This is a genomic window from Anaerolineales bacterium, assembly GCA_019637805.1.
GTDB lineage: Bacteria > Chloroflexota > Anaerolineae > Anaerolineales > UBA11579 > JAMCZK01.
In genome coordinates this window covers 736,990-754,566 of record JAHBVB010000002.1, presented here as the reverse complement: position 1 = coordinate 754,566, position 17,577 = coordinate 736,990, and the positions used below count along the sequence as shown (strand labels likewise).

At 60.3% G+C, this 17,577-nt stretch carries 14 protein-coding genes; 5 read left to right on the top strand and 9 right to left on the bottom strand.

The window, feature by feature from the left end; translation table 11 throughout:
* Positions 1–25: 25 nt before the first annotated feature.
* Genes KF885_09385 through KF885_09375 form a run of 3 tightly spaced genes read left to right on the top strand, consistent with a single transcriptional unit; the run spans position 26 to position 4,596 of the window.
* The gene (locus KF885_09385) at positions 26–1,441 is read left to right on the top strand and encodes a hypothetical protein (protein ID MBX3049370.1); all 1,416 of its coding nucleotides are present in this window, start codon (positions 26–28) and stop codon (positions 1,439–1,441) included.
* A 6-nt stretch (positions 1,442–1,447) separates the two neighbouring features.
* A complete protein-coding gene (locus KF885_09380; protein MBX3049369.1) occupies positions 1,448–3,424 on the top strand; it encodes a PAS domain S-box protein in 1,977 nt (658 codons plus the stop codon).
* A complete protein-coding gene (locus tag KF885_09375; protein MBX3049368.1) occupies positions 3,421–4,596 on the top strand; it encodes a sigma-54-dependent Fis family transcriptional regulator in 1,176 nt (391 codons plus the stop codon). Before KF885_09380 ends, KF885_09375 begins: the two co-directional genes overlap by 4 nt.
* A gap of 2 nt (positions 4,597–4,598) precedes the next feature.
* Here the strand turns inward: KF885_09375 and KF885_09370 are convergent, their stop codons facing one another.
* The 9 genes from KF885_09370 to KF885_09330 form a co-directional block, all read right to left on the bottom strand.
* Entirely contained in the window at positions 4,599–6,998 is a 2,400-nt protein-coding gene (locus tag KF885_09370; protein ID MBX3049367.1) for a hypothetical protein, read from the bottom strand.
* A 183-nt stretch (positions 6,999–7,181) separates the two neighbouring features.
* Positions 7,182–8,225, bottom strand: coding sequence for an ABC transporter ATP-binding protein (locus KF885_09365; protein ID MBX3049366.1), 1,044 nt, complete (start codon positions 8,223–8,225; stop codon positions 7,182–7,184).
* 9 nt (positions 8,226–8,234) lie between these two features.
* On the bottom strand, positions 8,235–9,872 hold the full coding sequence (locus KF885_09360; protein MBX3049365.1) for an iron ABC transporter permease: 1,638 nt from the start codon (positions 9,870–9,872) through the stop codon (positions 8,235–8,237).
* A gap of 4 nt (positions 9,873–9,876) precedes the next feature.
* Entirely contained in the window at positions 9,877–10,956 is a 1,080-nt protein-coding gene (locus KF885_09355) for an iron ABC transporter substrate-binding protein (protein ID MBX3049364.1), read from the bottom strand.
* A gap of 237 nt (positions 10,957–11,193) precedes the next feature.
* Entirely contained in the window at positions 11,194–11,601 is a 408-nt protein-coding gene (locus KF885_09350; GenBank protein ID MBX3049363.1) for a YbaY family lipoprotein, read from the bottom strand.
* A 55-nt stretch (positions 11,602–11,656) separates the two neighbouring features.
* Positions 11,657–13,558 carry an EAL domain-containing protein gene (locus KF885_09345; protein ID MBX3049362.1) on the bottom strand — a complete coding sequence of 634 codons (1,902 nt, stop codon included), beginning with the start codon at positions 13,556–13,558 and terminating at the stop codon, positions 11,657–11,659.
* 2 nt (positions 13,559–13,560) lie between these two features.
* Positions 13,561–14,706, bottom strand: a complete 1,146-nt coding sequence (locus KF885_09340; GenBank protein ID MBX3049361.1) for an FIST C-terminal domain-containing protein — start codon at positions 14,704–14,706, stop codon at positions 13,561–13,563.
* A 221-nt stretch (positions 14,707–14,927) separates the two neighbouring features.
* Positions 14,928–15,317 (bottom strand): hypothetical protein, encoded by a 390-nt coding sequence (locus KF885_09335; GenBank protein MBX3049360.1) that lies wholly within the window; start codon positions 15,315–15,317, stop codon positions 14,928–14,930.
* 111 nt (positions 15,318–15,428) lie between these two features.
* Positions 15,429–16,667, bottom strand: coding sequence for a YcaQ family DNA glycosylase (locus tag KF885_09330; protein ID MBX3049359.1), 1,239 nt, complete (start codon positions 16,665–16,667; stop codon positions 15,429–15,431).
* Between the two features lie 124 nt (positions 16,668–16,791).
* Here KF885_09330 and KF885_09325 point away from each other — a divergent pair, with 124 nt between their 5' ends.
* Positions 16,792–17,136 carry a winged helix-turn-helix transcriptional regulator gene (locus KF885_09325; protein ID MBX3049358.1) on the top strand — a complete coding sequence of 115 codons (345 nt, stop codon included), beginning with the start codon at positions 16,792–16,794 and terminating at the stop codon, positions 17,134–17,136.
* Complete coding sequence (locus KF885_09320; GenBank protein ID MBX3049357.1) at positions 17,136–17,576, top strand: SRPBCC domain-containing protein; 441 nt, start codon at positions 17,136–17,138, stop codon at positions 17,574–17,576. Before KF885_09325 ends, KF885_09320 begins: the two co-directional genes overlap by 1 nt.
* The last annotated feature ends 1 nt before the right edge of the window (position 17,577 follow it).

The following is a 17,577-nucleotide window of genomic DNA, read 5'->3' as shown; positions in this document are numbered from 1 at the left end:
TTCTCTATAATCACTGGAGCATATTATGGCCCTGCCCTCTCAAATCCTCTACCAAGGCGCCCAACAACGCCCTCAGGCAACCGCCCACCTGGCACAAACCATGAGTTTGTTGGGGCTGAATGCCCAAGAGCTGAATGCGCGCATCGAAGCCGCGCTGGCGGAAAACCCCGCCCTAGAGCTCCTAGAAGGCCGCCACTGCCCCAGCTGTGGGCGCACCCTGCGCAGCGGGGCCAGCTGCCAGGCCTGCACCCAGACCAAGGCCCAGGGCGATGAGCCACTGGTCTTCCTGGCGCCGACCGACTCCGGCTTCAGCGCCGAGGGACGCAGCGGCGAAGAACTTCCCGAAGATTACACCGGCGCGCAGCCCGAAACACTGGGTACCTATGTACTGCGCCAAATCGCCACCGAACTGGATCCTTTGGAACAGGAGATCGCCGCCCACATCCTCACCGGTCTGGACGAAGATGGCCTGCTGACCTTCCCGCTGCTGGAAGTGGCCCGCTATCACCATGTGCCCCTGGTGGTAGTGGAGGAAGTCGTCCAGCGCATCCAGCAGGCCGACCCGCTGGGCGTGGCTTCCAGCAGCCCCACCGAAGCCCTGCTGGTGCAGCTGAAGAGCCTGGGCAACCAAGCCCCTAATGCCGAACTGTGCGCTAAAGCCATCCGCGAAGGCATGACCATGCTGGGCAAGCGCCAATACGCCGAACTGGGCAACCTGCTGGGCGTGAGCAAGGCCAAGGCCGAACAAATTGCTGACTTCATCACCCAAAACCTGAGCCCCTACCCGGCCCGGGCGCATTGGGGCAACCTGGGCACACCCAACGCCGATACACCCAGCACGTATTCCCGACCAGATATCGCCATTCGCCAGCAGGAGGACCTGCGCCTGGTGGTGGAAGTGATGTGGCCGCTGCGCGGCCTGTTGCGGGTCAACCCGCTGTTCCAGCAAGCCCTGCGCGAAGCGCCGGAAGACAAAGCCGAGCAATGGAAGCTAGACTTGGAACAGGCCAACCTGCTGATCAAGTGCCTGGCGCAGCGCAACCACACCATCGTGCGCCTGATGCAGATCTTGGCTGTCCTGCAGCGGCACTTCATCACTGCCGGCGACGCGCACCTGAAACCGATCACGCGGGCTTCGATCGCCGATGAGCTTGGCGTACACGAGTCGACCATTTCCCGGGCGGTGTCCGGCAAAAGCGTGCAGCTGCCCTCCGGCAAGATCGTGCCGCTTTCGCAGTTCTTTGACCGCAGCCTACACATCCGCACGGCGCTCAAGCAGATCATCCGCCAAGAATCCCAGGAAGGCAAAACTTACAGCGACACCAAGCTGGCCCGCCTGCTGGAGCAACAAGGCTTTGCGATTGCGCGGCGCACCGTGGCCAAATATCGTATGATGGAAAATATTGAGCCTGCGCACATGCGCAAGGCACAAGCCGCGTAAAGACACATGACCATCTCCGGCATCGGCGAACTGTCCTTATTCAAACGCCGCGGGGCACACAGCTCGGAAGAGCTGGAAGCCCTGCTGGATCTGCTGCCCCACCCGACCCTGGTTGCCGACGGGCGCAGCGGCAAAGTGCTGTTCGCCAACCGGGGCGTGAGCCAATTGAGCGCTTACACCCGCCGCGAACTGAGCGAGCTGGAGCTGCCGACCTTGCTGCCCGACCTGAAGCTGGCCGAGTGGCAAGCCTCGGAGGCCGAGCGCAGCCAACTGCAAAAGCTGGTGATGCGCAGCAGCCGAGAGACGCAGGTCAGCGTCAAAGTGGATACGCTGGGTGGCGCAGAACACTGGGTGGCGATCAGCTTCCTACCCCCGCAGAAAAGCGAACAAGACCCGCAGGCCGTGCAGCAGCAGCGTTGGGAGGCTTTGCACATGCTCAGCCTGGCCCAGCAGCAGGAGGAGCTGGGCGCCTGCCTGCGCCAGACCGTGCAGGCGGCCGGCTTGCTGACCGGCCTGCCCGCTTTGGCACTCTATGTACGCGGCGAGGGCGACACGTTGGCTTTGCAGCATGCGTTGGGCGACCCAGCGCTGTTCCCAGCGGCATTGACCGCCGCCGACCTGGGCCATTTGCGCGTGCCCAAGATCTGGCAGCCCGGCCGGGCGTTGGAATCGCCTCTGCACAAAGCCGCCCACGCGGCCAAGCTGGCCTACCTGGCCAGCACGCCGCTGGACCTGAGCAACCCGGAGAGCGGCTTGCTGGCCGCCGCCGATACTCAGGGCCAACCCAACCAGGAATTGCTGACCCAGCTGCAGATCGTGGCGGCCAGCGCCGCCACAGCGCTGCTGCAGCACCAGGTGCAGCAAGCCTTGCAATACCAGCTTGACCGTTTCGCGCAAAGCGATGCGGTCAGCAGCCTGCTGCAGGGCCAGACCCAAGACGGCATCCTATTCACCGATGGCGAGCTGCGCGTGCTGGAGATCAACCCGGCCGCAGAGAGCATGCTGGGCTACCTGACTGCCGAAGTGCACGGCCGCCCGGCAAATGACGTGCTGGTCAGCGGGCAGTCACTGACCCCGGCGATGGAGCTGGCCCTGTCTGAAGGGCACGCCATAGACTTGGGTGAGCGCAAGCTGCACCGTCGCGACGGCAGCGAATTTCTGGCGGCGCTGCGCGTGGCGGCCATCCCCGGCGGCGCAGGCCGCGCGGCGCTGGCCGTGCTGTTCAGCGACCTGACCGCCCATGAAATCTTCCATTCCGAAAGCCAAAAGCTGCAGCATCGCGCCTTCTTGGGTGAGATGCTGCTGGACTTCGCCCATGAGGTTGGCAACCCGATCAACAGCATCAGCACCGGGTTGCAACGCATGCGCCGCAACCTGCCGCCTGAAGATCCTCTGCAAGATCAGCTGCGCCGCATGGAAAATGACTGCGACCGATTGGACCATCGCATGAAGTCGCTGTTGAGCCAGGCCCGCAACATTGAAAATCTGCAGCGCCCGATCCCAATGGACATTGAGGAATTCCTGCAGATGCAGCTGGAACGCTGGCGGCCGCGCCTGGCTCGCAAGAACATCGAGAGCCTCTTGCAAGTGGCCGAAGGTACGCCCCAGGTGCTGGGCGACAGCCGGGCGCTGGACCAGGTCTTCACCAACTTGATTACCAACGCCATGCATGCCCTGGAGGGTCAGGAAGACGCCATGCTGGCCATCAAAGTCGGCCTGTATGCGCAGAACGCCGATATGGTCGAAATCATCGTCTCGGACAATGGGCCTGGCATCGCCAAGGAAGCGCAAGAGCGCGTCTTTGAGCCGTACTTCACCACCAAACGCAGCGAGGGCACAGGCCTGGGGTTGGCAATCAGCCGCCGGATTGCGCGAATGCACAAGGGTGAAATTCTGCTGGAAAGCATGCCCGGCGGTACACTATTCAAAGTCTTGTTGCCCATGGTCCGCCCCCAGGCGAGTGAAGGGACGCCCGCAGAATGAGTTTGAGCGTACTGATCGTAGACGACGAAAAAAATGCCCGCGAAAACATCGCCGCTTTCCTCTCTGAAAACGATTACGAAGTTTCTGAAGCCGAAGATATTAAGTCCGCCCGCAAGGCGCTGCAAGAAGGCAGCGCTGACGTAATTTTGCTGGACGTGGAGCTGCCGGACGGCCTGGGTACCACCCTACTGGAAGAGACCAGCCGCATGCCCAACCGCCCGCCGATTATTATCATTACGGCCAAAGGTGAGATTGACATGGCCGTAGAGGCGATGAAGAACGGTGCCCACGACTTCTTGCAAAAGCCGCTCAAATTTGAACGGCTGGAACAGACCATTCAGCGCGCCGGGCAGACAGTGGCGATGCGGCGTGAGCTCAACCACCTGCGCCAGGTACAAAAGCAGAGCGACTTTGTGCTGGGCCAGAGCGAGGCCATGAAAACCCTGCTGATCCAGGCCGAGCGGGTGGCTCAGACCAGCGCCTCAGTGCTGATTTCTGGCGAAACCGGCACGGGCAAAGAGGTGCTGGCCAAGGCGATTCACCGCATGGGGCCGCGGGCCGACAAGCCTTTTATTGATATCAACTGCGCGGCCGTGCCAGCGATGACGATTGAGTCGGAGCTGTTTGGGCACGAGGTCGGCGCATTCACGGGTGCGGACAAGCGCAAGCAGGGCCTGATGGAAGTTGCCAACGACGGCGTGCTGTTTCTGGATGAGATTTCGTCCATGCCGGCCGACATGCAGAGCAAGTTGCTGCGCGCCCTGGAAGAACGTTCCTTCCGGCGGGCCGGCGGTACGACCCTGGTCAAAGTAGACGTGCAGGTGATTGCGGCGTCCAACCGCGACCTGCCGACCATGATGAAGAACAACGAGTTCCGCGACGACTTGTACTACCGGCTGCGCGTGGTGGATATGGACATTCCACCCCTGCGCGAGCGCACGGTGGACATCCCCGAACTAGTGGGCTTCTTCATCCAATACAACAACCCGCGCCTGGGCCGTAACATTCTGGACGTAACCCCCAAGGCGATCGAAGCGCTGATGGCACATCCCTGGCCTGGCAACATCCGCGAGCTGCGCAACGCGGTGGAACGCGCCATGATCTTCTGCGATGAAGCCGCGATTGACGTGGCCCACCTGCCGGCCGACATAACCAGTCCCAAGGACAAGTAATTTTAGAAGAACAGAGGGTAGCGCTGCGGCGCGGCCTCGTGCATCATCGCGTAGACCGTGTAGATGATGTCTTCGGCGTTGGGCTTGGACCAATAGTTGCCGTCTGTTCCGTAGGCCGGGCGGTGCGCCTGGCCGGAGAGCGTACGCGGCGCCGAGTCCAGCCACTGGTAGCCGCCCTGCTTTTCCAACACCTCTTGCAGCATGAAAGCCGTGGTGCCGCCGGGCACGTCCTCGTCCAGGAATAAGACGCGGCCGGTCTTCTTGAGCGATTCCCCAATGCGACCGTGCACATCAAAAGGCATCAGCGACTGCACGTCGATGACTTCCGTCTCCACGCCCAGCTCGGCCAGGGCCTGGGCAGCTTCCAGGGCGATGCGGCACAGCGGGCCGTAAGTGACCACGGTAACGTCGCCGCCTTCGCGCAAGACTTCAGGCACGCCCACAGGGACGCGGAACTCGGCCAAGTTGTGCGGCAGGCGCTCTTTGAGGCGATAGCCGTTGAGCACCTCGACCACCAAAGCGGGCTCATCGGCCTCGAGCAGCGTATTGTAGAAACCCACCGCCTGCAACATGTCACGCGGGGTGAGGATAAGCATGCCGCGCAGTAGGTGCAAGGCCCCAGCCATCAGCGAGCCGGAGTGCCAGATGCCCTCCAGGCGATGGCCGCGGGTGCGGATAATGACGGGGGCCTTCTGGCCGCCCTTGGTGCGCCAGCTCAGCGTGGAGAGATCATCCGACAGGATCTGGATGCCGTAGAGCAAATAGTCGAGGTATTGAATTTCGGCGATGGGGCGGAAGCCGCGCAGCGCCAGGCCAATCGCCTGGCCCATAATGGTGGCCTCGCGGATGCCGGTGTCGCTGACGCGCAGCGCACCATACTTCTCTTGGAGACCGGCAAAGCCCTGGTTGACGTCGCCCAGATAGCCCAGGTCCTCGCCGAAGGCCACCACGCGGTGATCGCGGGCCAGGATGGCGTCGAACCCTTTGTTGACGATCTCGAAGCCACTGAGCAAAGGCGCATCCGCGTCGAAGGCCGGCTTGACCCCGGCTACTTGCAACGCGGTGCCGGTGTACAGCTTGGAATGGTAGCGGTCCTGCGCCTGGGCGTCTTGTTGCTGTTTCCAGCCCAGCAGCAAGGGTTTGCCGGGCAGGGCTTCATCACGGGTAAGCGTCATGGCCTTGCGATAGGCAATCAGCATGTCCTGTCGCAGGGGATTGTCGGCGGCAATCAGGTTCTTGACCAAGGCCTCCAATTCGGTCTTGTGCTGGGAGGCGCCGGCTACTTCGGTGAGCAGATCCGCAAATGCTTCGATGTCCTTGCGAATCGGCTCTTTGTAGGCCTCCCAGGCGCGCTGGCGGATGGTCTCGACCTCGACGCGGCTCTCGCTCTCAATCGCTTCGAGGTCGGCTTCGCGGGCCAGTTTCTGCTCGAGGATCCAGTTGCGGAACATCAGCAGGCAGTCATGCTGCTGCTCCCATTGCAGACGTTCGGCGGTCTTGTAACGCTCATGACTGCCGGAGGTGGAATGGCCCTGCGGCTGGGTCAGCTCGACGACGTGCACCAGGGCCGGCACATGCTCCTGGCGCGCCCGCTGGCTGGCCTGGGCGTAGACGTCCACCAGGGCGGCGTAGTCCCAACCCGCCACGGTGTAGACATCGTAGCCATCATCGCCGCCGGGGCTGCGCTGGAAGCCGCTGAGCAGGCGCGACAGATCAGCCGTGAGCTGGTACTCGTTGGGCACGGAGATGCCGTATTCGTCGTCCCAGATCGAGAGCACCAGCGGCGCCTGCAGGACGCCAATGGCGTTGACGGTTTCCCAGAACAAGCCTTCGGCGCAGCTGGCGTTGCCAATCGTGCCAAAGACGACTTCATTGCCATTGTCGGAAAATTTCTTGGACTCTTTGGTGGCCTTAAGCTGCCGGTAGAGCTTGGACGCATAAGCCAAGCCGACCATGCGCGGCATTTGGCCGCCGGTGGGCGAAATGTCGGATGAGGAGTTGTACTCCTCGGCCAGGGTCTTCCAATTGCCGGCCTCATCCAGCAGGCGAGTGGCGAAGTGGGCGTTCATCGCCCGCCCGGCTGTGGCCGGCTCCATGGCTATATCTGTGTTGGCGAACAGCTGAGCGAAGAACTCATCGACCGTGTGGCGGCCAATCGCAAACATAAAGGACTGGTCGCGGTAATACCCAGAACGCCAGTCGCCCTTGCGAAAGGATTTTGCCATGGCGATCTGGGCGACTTCTTTGCCATCACCAAAAATGCCGAACTTGGCTTTGCCGCTGAGCACCTCGCGGCGCCCCACCAAGCTAGCCTGGCGGCTGATCCAGCCCAGGCGGTAATCCGCCAGCACACTCTCTTTGGAATGCTCTGTAGAAGAAGCTTTCTTGGATTTGGTGGCCATTCACTGTCCTGTACGGGGGTTCAGCGGTAGTGTATCACAGCCTGTTTTACCCCGCGAATGGCGCTTTAAATGACAAACGCCTAGGTGAGGGGGGCACCCAGACGTTCATCGACGTACAGTATAGCGTTTTCAAAACAAATGTCAAGTCCTTGACACACAAATTTGTCAGACCCGTGTTCATAGTCAGTCTCGGGCAAACCAAGGCAACGCGTGCCCCGGTTCTGCCCAGACACGCACACGCGTGCCCGGCCGGTAGCGCACGGTGTGCGACGCAGAGGCATGCAGCAGGCGTCCTGAGGGCAAGCGCAAGCGGTACAAATTGGTGGTGCCGCGGTAATGCCGAGCCAAAATGATGCTGTCGCCGGCAGAGTCGGCCTCAAACTGGACATCATCGGCGCGCAGCACCAAGTCCACCGCAGCGCCTGGCTTCGCATCCACTGCAGGGCCGATCAGGCCGATCTCGGTCTGAACACCGGCTGGCGTGGAGGTGCCGGGCAAAAAGTCGCCCTTGCCCATAAATACGGCCACGAAGTCGCTGGCGGGAGTGCTGAAGATCTCTTCCGGGGTGCCCACCTGCTCCACTCGACCCTGATTCATGACCGCCAGACGGTCGCCCAGATAAAGCGCTTCTTCCTGGTCATGCGTGACGAATACGGCAGACAGCTTGGCGCCCTTGAGCAGCACGCGCAACTCCTCGCGCATCTTGAGGCGCAGGTCGGCGTCCAGACTGCTGAGGGGTTCATCCAGCAAGATCAGCACCGGTTGGGGCAGCAAGGCGCGCGCCAGGGCGACCCGCTGGCGTTGCCCGCCAGAGAGCTCTTGGGGGTAAGCATCCTGGCGGCCGTCCAAGCCCACCAGACGCAACATGAACTCCACTTTCTCGGCGCGCTTATCTCGCTGGGCACGCGGCAAGCCAAAGGCCACATTGTCGCCCACAGTCAAATGCGGGAACAAGGCATAGTCTTGAAAGACCATCCCCACCCCACGATGTTCGGGAGGCACAAATTTTGTGCGGTTGGCCACGGAGCGCCCATCGAGCAAGACCTCGCCTGAATCGGGCCGTTCAAAGCCGGCGATCAAGCGCAGCACCGTGGTCTTGCCGCAGCCGCTTGGTCCCACCAAGGTCAGCACCTCACCGGGAGCCAACTGCAAATCCACGCCCTCAACTGCCGGATGCTCTCCAAAGCGCTTGCTGACATTTTTCAGTTCTAAAGCCAAATGATCCACGGGCAGATTCTAACTTTCTTTCTCTTCACGCAGCACCATGATCGCCATAGGCACCGAAGAGGCCAGGATAAGGAGCAAGGCCGGGGCGGCGGCCCGGGCGAAAAAGGCTTCGTTGATCATGGTCCAGACGTTGGTGGCCAGGGTGCGGAACCCGATGGGAGCCAGCAGCAAGGTGGTAGGCAGCTCCTTCATGGCGGTGAGAAAGACCAGCGCCGCGGCGGCGCCAATGCCGGGGCTGAGCAGCGGTAAGGTCACGCGGCGCAGCACGCCCAGCGGGCCTTGCCCCAAACTGCGACCGGCTTCCTCCAGTTGGGGAGGAATGCGCAGAAAGGCTGTGCGCACCGTGGCAACCGCCTGCGGGAGAAATAGAATCAGGTAAGCCAGCACCAGCATAGGCAACGTTTGATAAAAGGTCAGCGCGTAATTGGCGCCGAAGAAAACCAGGGCCAGGGCGATCACAATCCCCGGCAGGGCAAATGCCAGGTTGGTGACGCCGCCCAATAGATTGGTGACCTTTCCCGGACGACGCACCAGCAAATAGGCCACCGGCAAAGCCGCCAGGGTCACCGCCAAAGCCCCCAAGCCCGAGGCGAGCACAGAATTCCAAGCCAGCGGGCCGAGGTTGCCCACCACCTGGCCGGCAGCCCACCCCCGCACCAACCAATAAAGCAGCACACCGGCGGGCAACAGCAGCGCCAGGAAAACCACGGCGGCACAAAAAAGCAGGGCGGGCCAGCGCCAACGCCCCAGGCGCACCACCGGCGGTTTACGGCCACCGCTGGCGCTGGAGAGCTGATACACACGACCGCGGGCGCGGTTCTCCAGCACTAGGACGAGTAAAGTAAAAACGATCAACATCAACGCCAGCACCGCTGCCGTCGAGCGATCCAAAGCGCTCTGGTATTGAATATAGATGGCACGGGTGAAGGTGGTGTAGCGCATGACTGCCACGGCGCCAAAGTCACGCAGCACGTAAAGGGCCACCAGCAAGCCGCCAGAGGCGATGGCCGGCCGCAGCTGGGCAAAGGTCACATGCCAGAAAGCCGACCAGGCGCCGTGCCCCAGGCTGCGGGCGGCTTCCTCCTGTGAGGCGTCCACGCGCTGCAGGGCAGCCCGCAATACCAGCAGCATGTAAGGGTAGTTCAGCAAACTAAGCACCAGCAGTGCGCCAGGGAAGCCGTAAATGTCCGGCAAACGCGTAATGCCAAAAAGCGTTTCCAACCAGCCTTGCAGCAGACCGCGCGGCCCCAGGGCCGAGGCATACAGAAAGGCGCCCACATAGCTGGGGATGACCAGGGGCAGTGGAGTCAGCACCGTCCACAGACGACGCAGTGGCAGGTCCGTGCGCACGGTGAGCCAGGCAAGCGGCAAGGCCAAAAGCAGTGAAACCAGAGTAACCGCAAACGCTAACCACGCCGTGTTGCCTATCGTGGTTAGCGTTTGCGGTCGCAGCAGGGTAGCCCAGACAGCGTCCCCGGCCCCCGAGGCGCGGATGAGCAGGTAAACGACCGGCAAGAGTACCGCGGCCGCCACCAGGATAGCGGGCAGCCACAACAGCAAAAAGGCACGCGGGCTGGGCATGACTGCCCCAGCCCGCCGTGCCTTTTGTTTACCGGCATCCAGCGGGGTTGTACCGGTAATTTGCACTAAGTTACGGCACCATCCCTGCGGCTTCGATTAGGGCGGCAGAACCGCTCACATCCGACAGGCTGCCCAGCGAGATGTCCGGGCCGTTGATCTCAGCCAGGGGCACCAGCAAGCTGGACGTGGCGACACCTTCCACCAGGGGATATTCAAAGGTGCGGCTGGCAAAGTACTGTTGCGCAACGGTGGACAGCATGAAGTCCAGGAAGCGCTGAGCATTGTCCTGGTTGGCGCCATTGGCCAAAATGCCGGCGCCAGACACCATCACCAGCGATTCAGGACCACCATTGGAGAGGTAGTGATTGCGAACGGGGAAGCTTTCGCCCTGCTCCGCCATGAACTGGTACAGGTAGTAATGGTTCACAAAGCCCACTTCCACCTCACCAGCGCCAACAGCAGTGACAACGCCACCATTGCCAGAGTAGTAGGTCGGGTTATTGGCAGCAATGCCCGCCAACCAGGCCTCGGTGTCTGCTTCGCCCCACATCTGGCGCATGGCAGTCACCATGACCACAAAGGAAGCATTGGTGGGAGCCAAGCCCAAGCGGCCATTCCATTCGGGATTGGTGAAATCACGAATGTCAGCAGGCAGGTCAGCCGGGCTGAGCACACCAGTGTTGTAGACCACCACGCGGGCACGGGCAGTGATGCCGACCCAAGCGCCGTTCGGAGAAGCGAAGCCAGGGGCGACCTTGGCCAACGTATCAGCCGGGATGGGCGCCAGCAGACCGGCGTCCTCAATGGCGCCCAGGCCACCGGGGTCTTGGGCATAGAAGATATCTGCCGGGGAGTTGGCGCCTTCCTCCAGCAACGCCGCGGCGATTTCCGCCGTGCTGCCGTAGCGCACTTCAACATTGATGCCAGTGGCATCGGCGAACTGTTGAATGATCGGCGCCACCAGGCTCTCACTGCGACCAGAATAGATCACCAGGGAACCCGGATCCGCCGGAACTTCAACTTCGACTTCGACCACCTCAGGCTCAACCGCAACCGGAACTTCGGTTGCCTGGGGAGCCGGGGCAGCACAGGCACCCAGCACCAGGCTGGCTACCAACAAAAGACTAAGGGCAAAAAACTTACGAGACATGTTCTCCTTCTTGAGCCGACATAGTTTAGGGGAATTTGGCTCAATCCGTTGGAAGTATAGAGGGGCATCCCCGATATATGAATATACGGGCGGGGACATCATCTTGAACATGCCTAAAGAGAATCTTAAACCCGATTGGTAAATGTACTATAAGTTTTATTAGTTTCTTTGTCGTATAACAGCAACAAAAAACGACGCCTGCGCTTCCAAGCGTCGTTTTGAGATTTGCAGGGGCGGCTAGCGCACCATCTCCAACAGCAACTCGACATGATCGCTGGGGTTGCCCCGGGTGATCACAAAGTGCGCCATGGTGGTGGTGAACCATAACTGGCCCTGTGCATCACGGATGGAGGCCTGCAAGGCATAGTTCAGGTTATCTTGGATGACGGTGGGATCATAAGAGATGCTGAACGGGATGGGCACCTGCGTCCCCGGCGTGATCACTTGCTCGCCAAGCACCACTGCGGCGGCATCGGCACGGGAAATGTCGACCAGCTGCACGGTCACCACAGCACCCTCAGGCAGCGCAATGCGCTGTAAGTAAGTGATCTGCCCGCGGATCGTCGCGGCAGGAGCCGCCTGCGCACAGCCACTCAATAGCAGCAGGAGCGTTGTACCCAGCAGAAAAACAATAGATGTTCTCATTCGTATCCTCGCATATCACAATAAGAAGGAGCCAAACCATGGATCGCCACTTGCCCTACCCGCCATCAGGTTGTGCGTTGAAGTTAACCAACTCCAAATTCTCAATGGATTGGGGCATGCCAAACAATTTGCCCTGCACCAAGTAACAACCGGCTTCGCGGTAGAGGCGCAACTGCTCTTCCGTTTCAACGCCCTCCGCCACCAGTTCCACCCCCAGGTTATGCGCAATCGTGACAAGCCCATTCACAATCGCAGCGTAAGCCGGTGAAGAAGGCAGGTTGTGCGCAAAGCGCTGGTCTATCTTCAGCGTGTCGAAAGGAAAGCGAGCCAATTGGCTTAGGGTGGAGTAGCCGGTGCCGAAGTCATCAATCGCCAGACGCACGCCAAGCTTCTTGAGCGCGGCCAGCGTGTCCGCTGCCAAATCCAAGTCCCGGAAGATGGTGTTCTCAGAAAGTTCCAGCTCCAGTAAAGCCGGCGGAAAACCGGTGCGCTCCAAGACGTTTTCGATGCGTTCTCGCAAACGAGCATCGGTCAGGTCCCGAGAGGAAAGATTGACCGCCAACCTGGGCGAGTTCTGCCCGGCGTCGATGTGAGCTTTAACCTGCTCACAGGCCCGCAGCAGGATCCTGTCGGAAAGCGCAATGATCAGCCCCATCTCTTCGGCCAGGGGGATGAAGTCATCTGGCAGCAAAACACCGCGCTGGGCATGCTGCCAACGGGCCAGCGTTTCCAAGCCGAACAGTTGACCGGTTTTGATGTTGACCTGCGGTTGAAAGAGCACGAACATTTCTTCGCGCTCCAAGGCATTGCGCAAATCATTGCCCAACTCCAGCCGCTGCAGAGCCTGGGTTTTCATGTGGGCTTCAAACAAACGGTAGCTATTCTTGCCGGAGCCTTTGGAGGCATACATGGCCCGGTCCGCATTGCGCACCAGAGCATCCGGGTCCTCACCACCAGACGGGAAAAAGCTGACGCCGACGCTGCAAGTGATGAAGGCCTGTGCGGAATGGAACTCGAAAGGCTGCGAAACCTGCTCGATGATCTTCTGCACGATCGGCTCCACCGCAGTCTCGTTTGGCAATCCCTCCAGCAGAATGGCGAATTCGTCGCCGCCCAGCCGCGCCACCGTGTCGCTTGTGCGCACTGCGCTGCGGATACGCTGGGCCATCATCTGCAACAAAGCATCGCCCTGCTCATGGCCAAACGCATCGTTCACAGCTTTAAACCCGTCCAAATCCAGAAACAATACGGCCAGAATAGGCTTGTTGCGCCGCGTCGCCATTTGAATGGCGTGCGACACGCGGTCGATGAACATCAGGCGGTTTGCCAGACCGGTCAATGAATCGAAGTTGGCCAGGCGCTGCAATTCCTGTTCGGCCTCTTTGCGCTGCGTGATGTCACGCGCAATGCTCAGGTAAACCTTGCGCCCATCCTGCTCCAGTACGATCGAGCTGACCTCCACCGGCATCTGGCTGCCGTCTTTGCGGATGTGGACGCGCTCAAAAGTCAGATTGCCGGCTTTATGCAGTTGGTCGACCAGCTGTGCTGTGCGTTCCATCTCTTGCGGCGAATACAGATCATCAATGGTCATGTGCAGCAGCTGCTCGTGGCTGTAGCCCAGCGCATTGGATGCCACTTGGTTGACATCCAAGATCTTGCGAGTCTCCACATCAATAATGAAAATAGCATCCACCGCATTGTCGAACAGCGTGCGGTACCTGCCCTCGCTGACGCGCAACGCTTCCTGAACCCGGCGGCGCTCTTCGTCATATAGCGCCTGCGTTTCACGAGACGAGATCGCCAGAGAACGCTCCAGCAGGTACCGATCCTGGTCGCCCTGCTTATAGGTCTGCTCAACATGTGCAAGGAAGCGCTGCCAATCCTTGGCGTTAGGCGGCACATCTGCATCCAGCTCGAGCCGCTTCAGTTGGCGCCAGAGGATCTTATGCAGCGACAAAATCAGATCTCCTGCAGTGTGGTCAGCGTCATGGTTTGGTTGTGCAGGTCACAGGTGCCGTTGCCATACGGTGAAATCTCACCGTACGAATAAAAGCCGATCTGCTTCACGCCCGGCGGCAGGGTTTCCAGCGTAGCTTCCAGTTCTTCCTCGGTGCGCTCGCCCAGCACCAGGCGCCGGCCAACGCAACTTATCGCCAGGGAAAGCACCGGCTCATCCGGATTGGCCGCACCGGCGAAGCCGGCCATCTGCCCCACTTCGCTGGCTGCGTTGATCAGGCGGTCGAAATTGGCCTTCATCAGTTGGGCGTAATAGCCCACCGGAATGTCTCCGGCAAAGATCAGCGACTTGGCTTCTTCATCCACGCCCAAGATGGTGCGCACGATGGTCTTCTGATCGTCCTGGTTCTCGCTAAGCGCCAGAGGGAACAGCAATGCGCTGGAGGGCAAGCCCGAGACCAGATCACCCAAGTATTCCTTGTACAGGTCCAGCGCCGGCCGGCCATCCAGTTCGTAAAGCACATTGCTCTGCGAGCGGGTCACGCGGCGTTGGGGGCCAAAAACATCCCAGCCGCCCTTGGAGCCGTGGCCGACTTGCACGGCATCGCCATACAGGCCCACGGCAGAGACATAGCCTTGCGTGAGTTGGTGATTGCGAATCACCCAGGTGCGTTCAAAGCGATCGCCATCGCCGGCCAGGCCGCCCGTTACCACTACGTGGGCAGGCAGGTGCTCGTTCAGGGCGCGCACCAGTTCGCTGCCATTGATCTCCGTACCCGTAGACAGCACAAAGACGGCCACCAAGTCCGGAGCCGCCAGTTCATGGGCCACCGCGGCCCCGGCCGCAAAGGAATCCTTCGCGGCGGCAACCTTGGTGCTGGAACAAGCCACCCGCGTCTTTTCAAAACGGATCACGGCCACGGAGAGTGAATCATCGTTGATCTGCGTGTCGGAAATTTCGCCGGCGGTTGAACAGCCCACCACCCTGGCTTTGGGATACGCCTGGATGAGTTCATTGACAGGTTCAGGATCATCGAGGAATTTGCTGGAGCCAAAGGCAATCACGATCGACTGATCTGAATCCAGGTCGGGAAAGGCATCTACAGACCAGCCAGCCTCACGGGTGTATACAAAGGTTTCCAGTTTCATATCAGCACCTGTCGGGAAATCCATTCATTCTGACCTGGACTGAGGGCAAGCGAAGATGGCAGCGTAATGTCCAACCAGAGTAAAGAAGTTTGGGTCGCATAGACCTAATTAATATTGAAGCGAATCATAAAATTGTAGCCAAAAATAGGGTTTTGTGCTCGTCTTTCTCCGCGCAAACAAAAAAGCCGCCCGAAGGCGGCTTTGATGGCTAAGCACTTGATCTAGGCCAGCTGACTACGAGCCCACTGCTTGGCCTCTTCAATATCAGTGAACATCTCCAACGGAAAGCCATACATGCGTGAACCTACGCTCTTCATGATCGGCTTGTATATCGCCATCAGACGAGAGGTGGCCACAACCGAAGCCATGCCCGCGCACAAGCGCTGTAACTCACTTTTGCTCTCCTTGACCCACTGGGTCAACATGGCATTGGCGCCCTTTTCACGGTCTTTGCTGTCCTCGCCTACACTGACCATCACCAGGGCAAACGGCTCATTCTCCGCAATCAGCTGGTTGCCCATTTCGATGATGGCTTGCATGTCCGCTTTCATGACGGGCTCGATGCTGTGAAAGACGTAGACGGGTTTGTGTTCAATATCAATTTTGTGCATGGGTCTATGCTCCTGCTCAAGAGCATAGGCGGCGCACAAAAAATAATCTACGCCTCAAGTGGATATGAAAATTCGCCAAAAGTGATAAGGGAATTCAACCAGGCTGAATGACTATCCGGCTTGCAGGCGCTTGCGCAACAAGGGCGCCTGGATCGCCTTGGCGTCCAGCTTGTCTGCACCCAAGAAGGCAACAAAACGGCGGAAGCCGCCCGCCAAAGCCTCAGCAAACGCTTCATTCTTGGCCAGACTCTGATCCTCCAGCCAGAGGCCGAGGATGACGAAGGTGTTGGTCGTGCGGTCCAGCTTGCTATCGAAGCGGGCCACCAGCTTGTCGCCCCACAGCACTGGCAGCACGTAGTAGCCATATTTGCGCTTCTCCAGCGGCTTGTAGACTTCCCAGACGTAGTCAAAGCCAAACAGTGGCATTGCGCGGCCGCGGGCACTGACCGGGTCCAGCGGCGCCAGGAAGACGGCCTCTTCGGTGGCATCCGGCCCCAGCGGCTTCCAGGCTTTGGGCACCCGCCCGGCAGCCAACTCGTTGAGCAGTTTAGCGTCGCTGGCCAGCGCGCAGTGCACCTGCTTCCAGCCCTCGACCTGCACCTCCACGATCTCCAAATCTTGCAAGAGCGAGTGGCGCAGATTGGCGGTCTTATCAAAAGGCACGCCGCGGTAGTAGGCTTCGGCGGTGCGGTTGAGGCGGGTCAGCCCGTTGTGACTGATTTCCTTGCGGATCAGGAAACGATCGGCCTCGTCGTCGCTGCTCTCGCGGATCAGGTCGCCCGGGGCAACCGCTTCGGTCAGCGCGTACACGCGCTCAAAACCCTCACGGTGGTGGGTCATGACCTCGCCGATGCGCCAGAGGTAGTACAAGGCGATGGCGCTGTCCTTGCGGCCGCGATAGCTGTCGGTGCGCTTGCGGTCCGCCATCTTGAAATCACGATTGCTGACCGTGCCGCGCTCGCGCAGAATTTGGCGCATCTCGGCAATTGTCTCTGCGTGCTCTGTGGCGGTCTTGCGCCAGGCTGCGGGGTCGTCACGCTCGCGGCGCATCACCACGCGCCAATACGGCAGCTCATCCATCGGGCGCACAGCCAGCCAACCGCCCCAGTCGAAAAACTTGCGCTTCTTGTAGGCCGCGTCTTCCCACATGCCTGGCATGTAGTCCAGCACACGGCCGTAGAGCTTGATGTCCTGGCTGCGGGCGATGATCTGCAGGGGGTCCAGCTGCAGGTACTCCATGGCGCGCATCGCCTGCTCGGTGCCTTTGGCGCCCTGCCAGCGGCGGCCCGGCCACAGACCCTGCTTGCCGAGGATGAAACGTCGCGCGGTCTGGAGGTCAATCGTCAGCATGGGGGTATTCTACTTGGAAGCGGGGTCGGCGCTTATCACCAAAGGGTCTGCGGGTCTGATTAAAGAATTCTCACTTGACACTGTCAAGATTGTATTTTACCATTTGGTTAATTAGCGAGCCCCAATGACCATCCCGAGCATGAACGACACCCTAAGTTTGACCTTCGGCGCCCTGGCCGACCCCACCCGCCGAGCGATGCTCTCGCGGCTTTCGCGCGGGCCGGCCACGGTGAAGGAGCTGGCCGAGCCGTTCGCGATCAGCCTGCCGGCGGTCTCCAAGCACCTCAAGGTGCTGGAGCGGGCGGGGTTGATCGAACGTGGGCGTGAAGCCCAATGGCGGCCGGCCCAGCTGCAAGCCGCCCCCTTGAAGGACGCTTCCCAATGGCTGGAAGGCTACCGCCAGCATTGGGAAGAGAATTTTGATCGTCTGGAAGACTACCTGCGCAAGATCCAAAAAGGAGAAGACTAATGGCTACCAAAGAGAAAGAAATTGTCGTCTCGCGTGTGCTGGACGCCCCACGCGACCTGGTTTTTGACGCGTTCACGCAGCAAGAGCACGCAGAAAAGTGGTGGGTGCCCAATGGAGAAACCCATGAGTGGAATGCCACTCCCGGCGGCCACTGGCGCTATAGCATGCCGGTACGCGGCACGAGCTACGCCTTCAAAGTGACTTTCATCGAGATTGACAAGCCCAACCGCCTGGTCTACGACTATGGCAATGACGCCGAAGGAGCGGACGAGCCTGTGCGCACCCACGTCACCTTCGAAGAAGAAGCCGGCAAGACCAAGGTAACCCTGCAGCTGGTGTTTGCCTCTGTGGCAGCCCGCGAGCAGGCTGTGAAGTACGGCGCCATTGTGGGCGCCATGCAGGCATTGGAAGGCCTGGCCGAGTACATCGAAGCGCTATAAA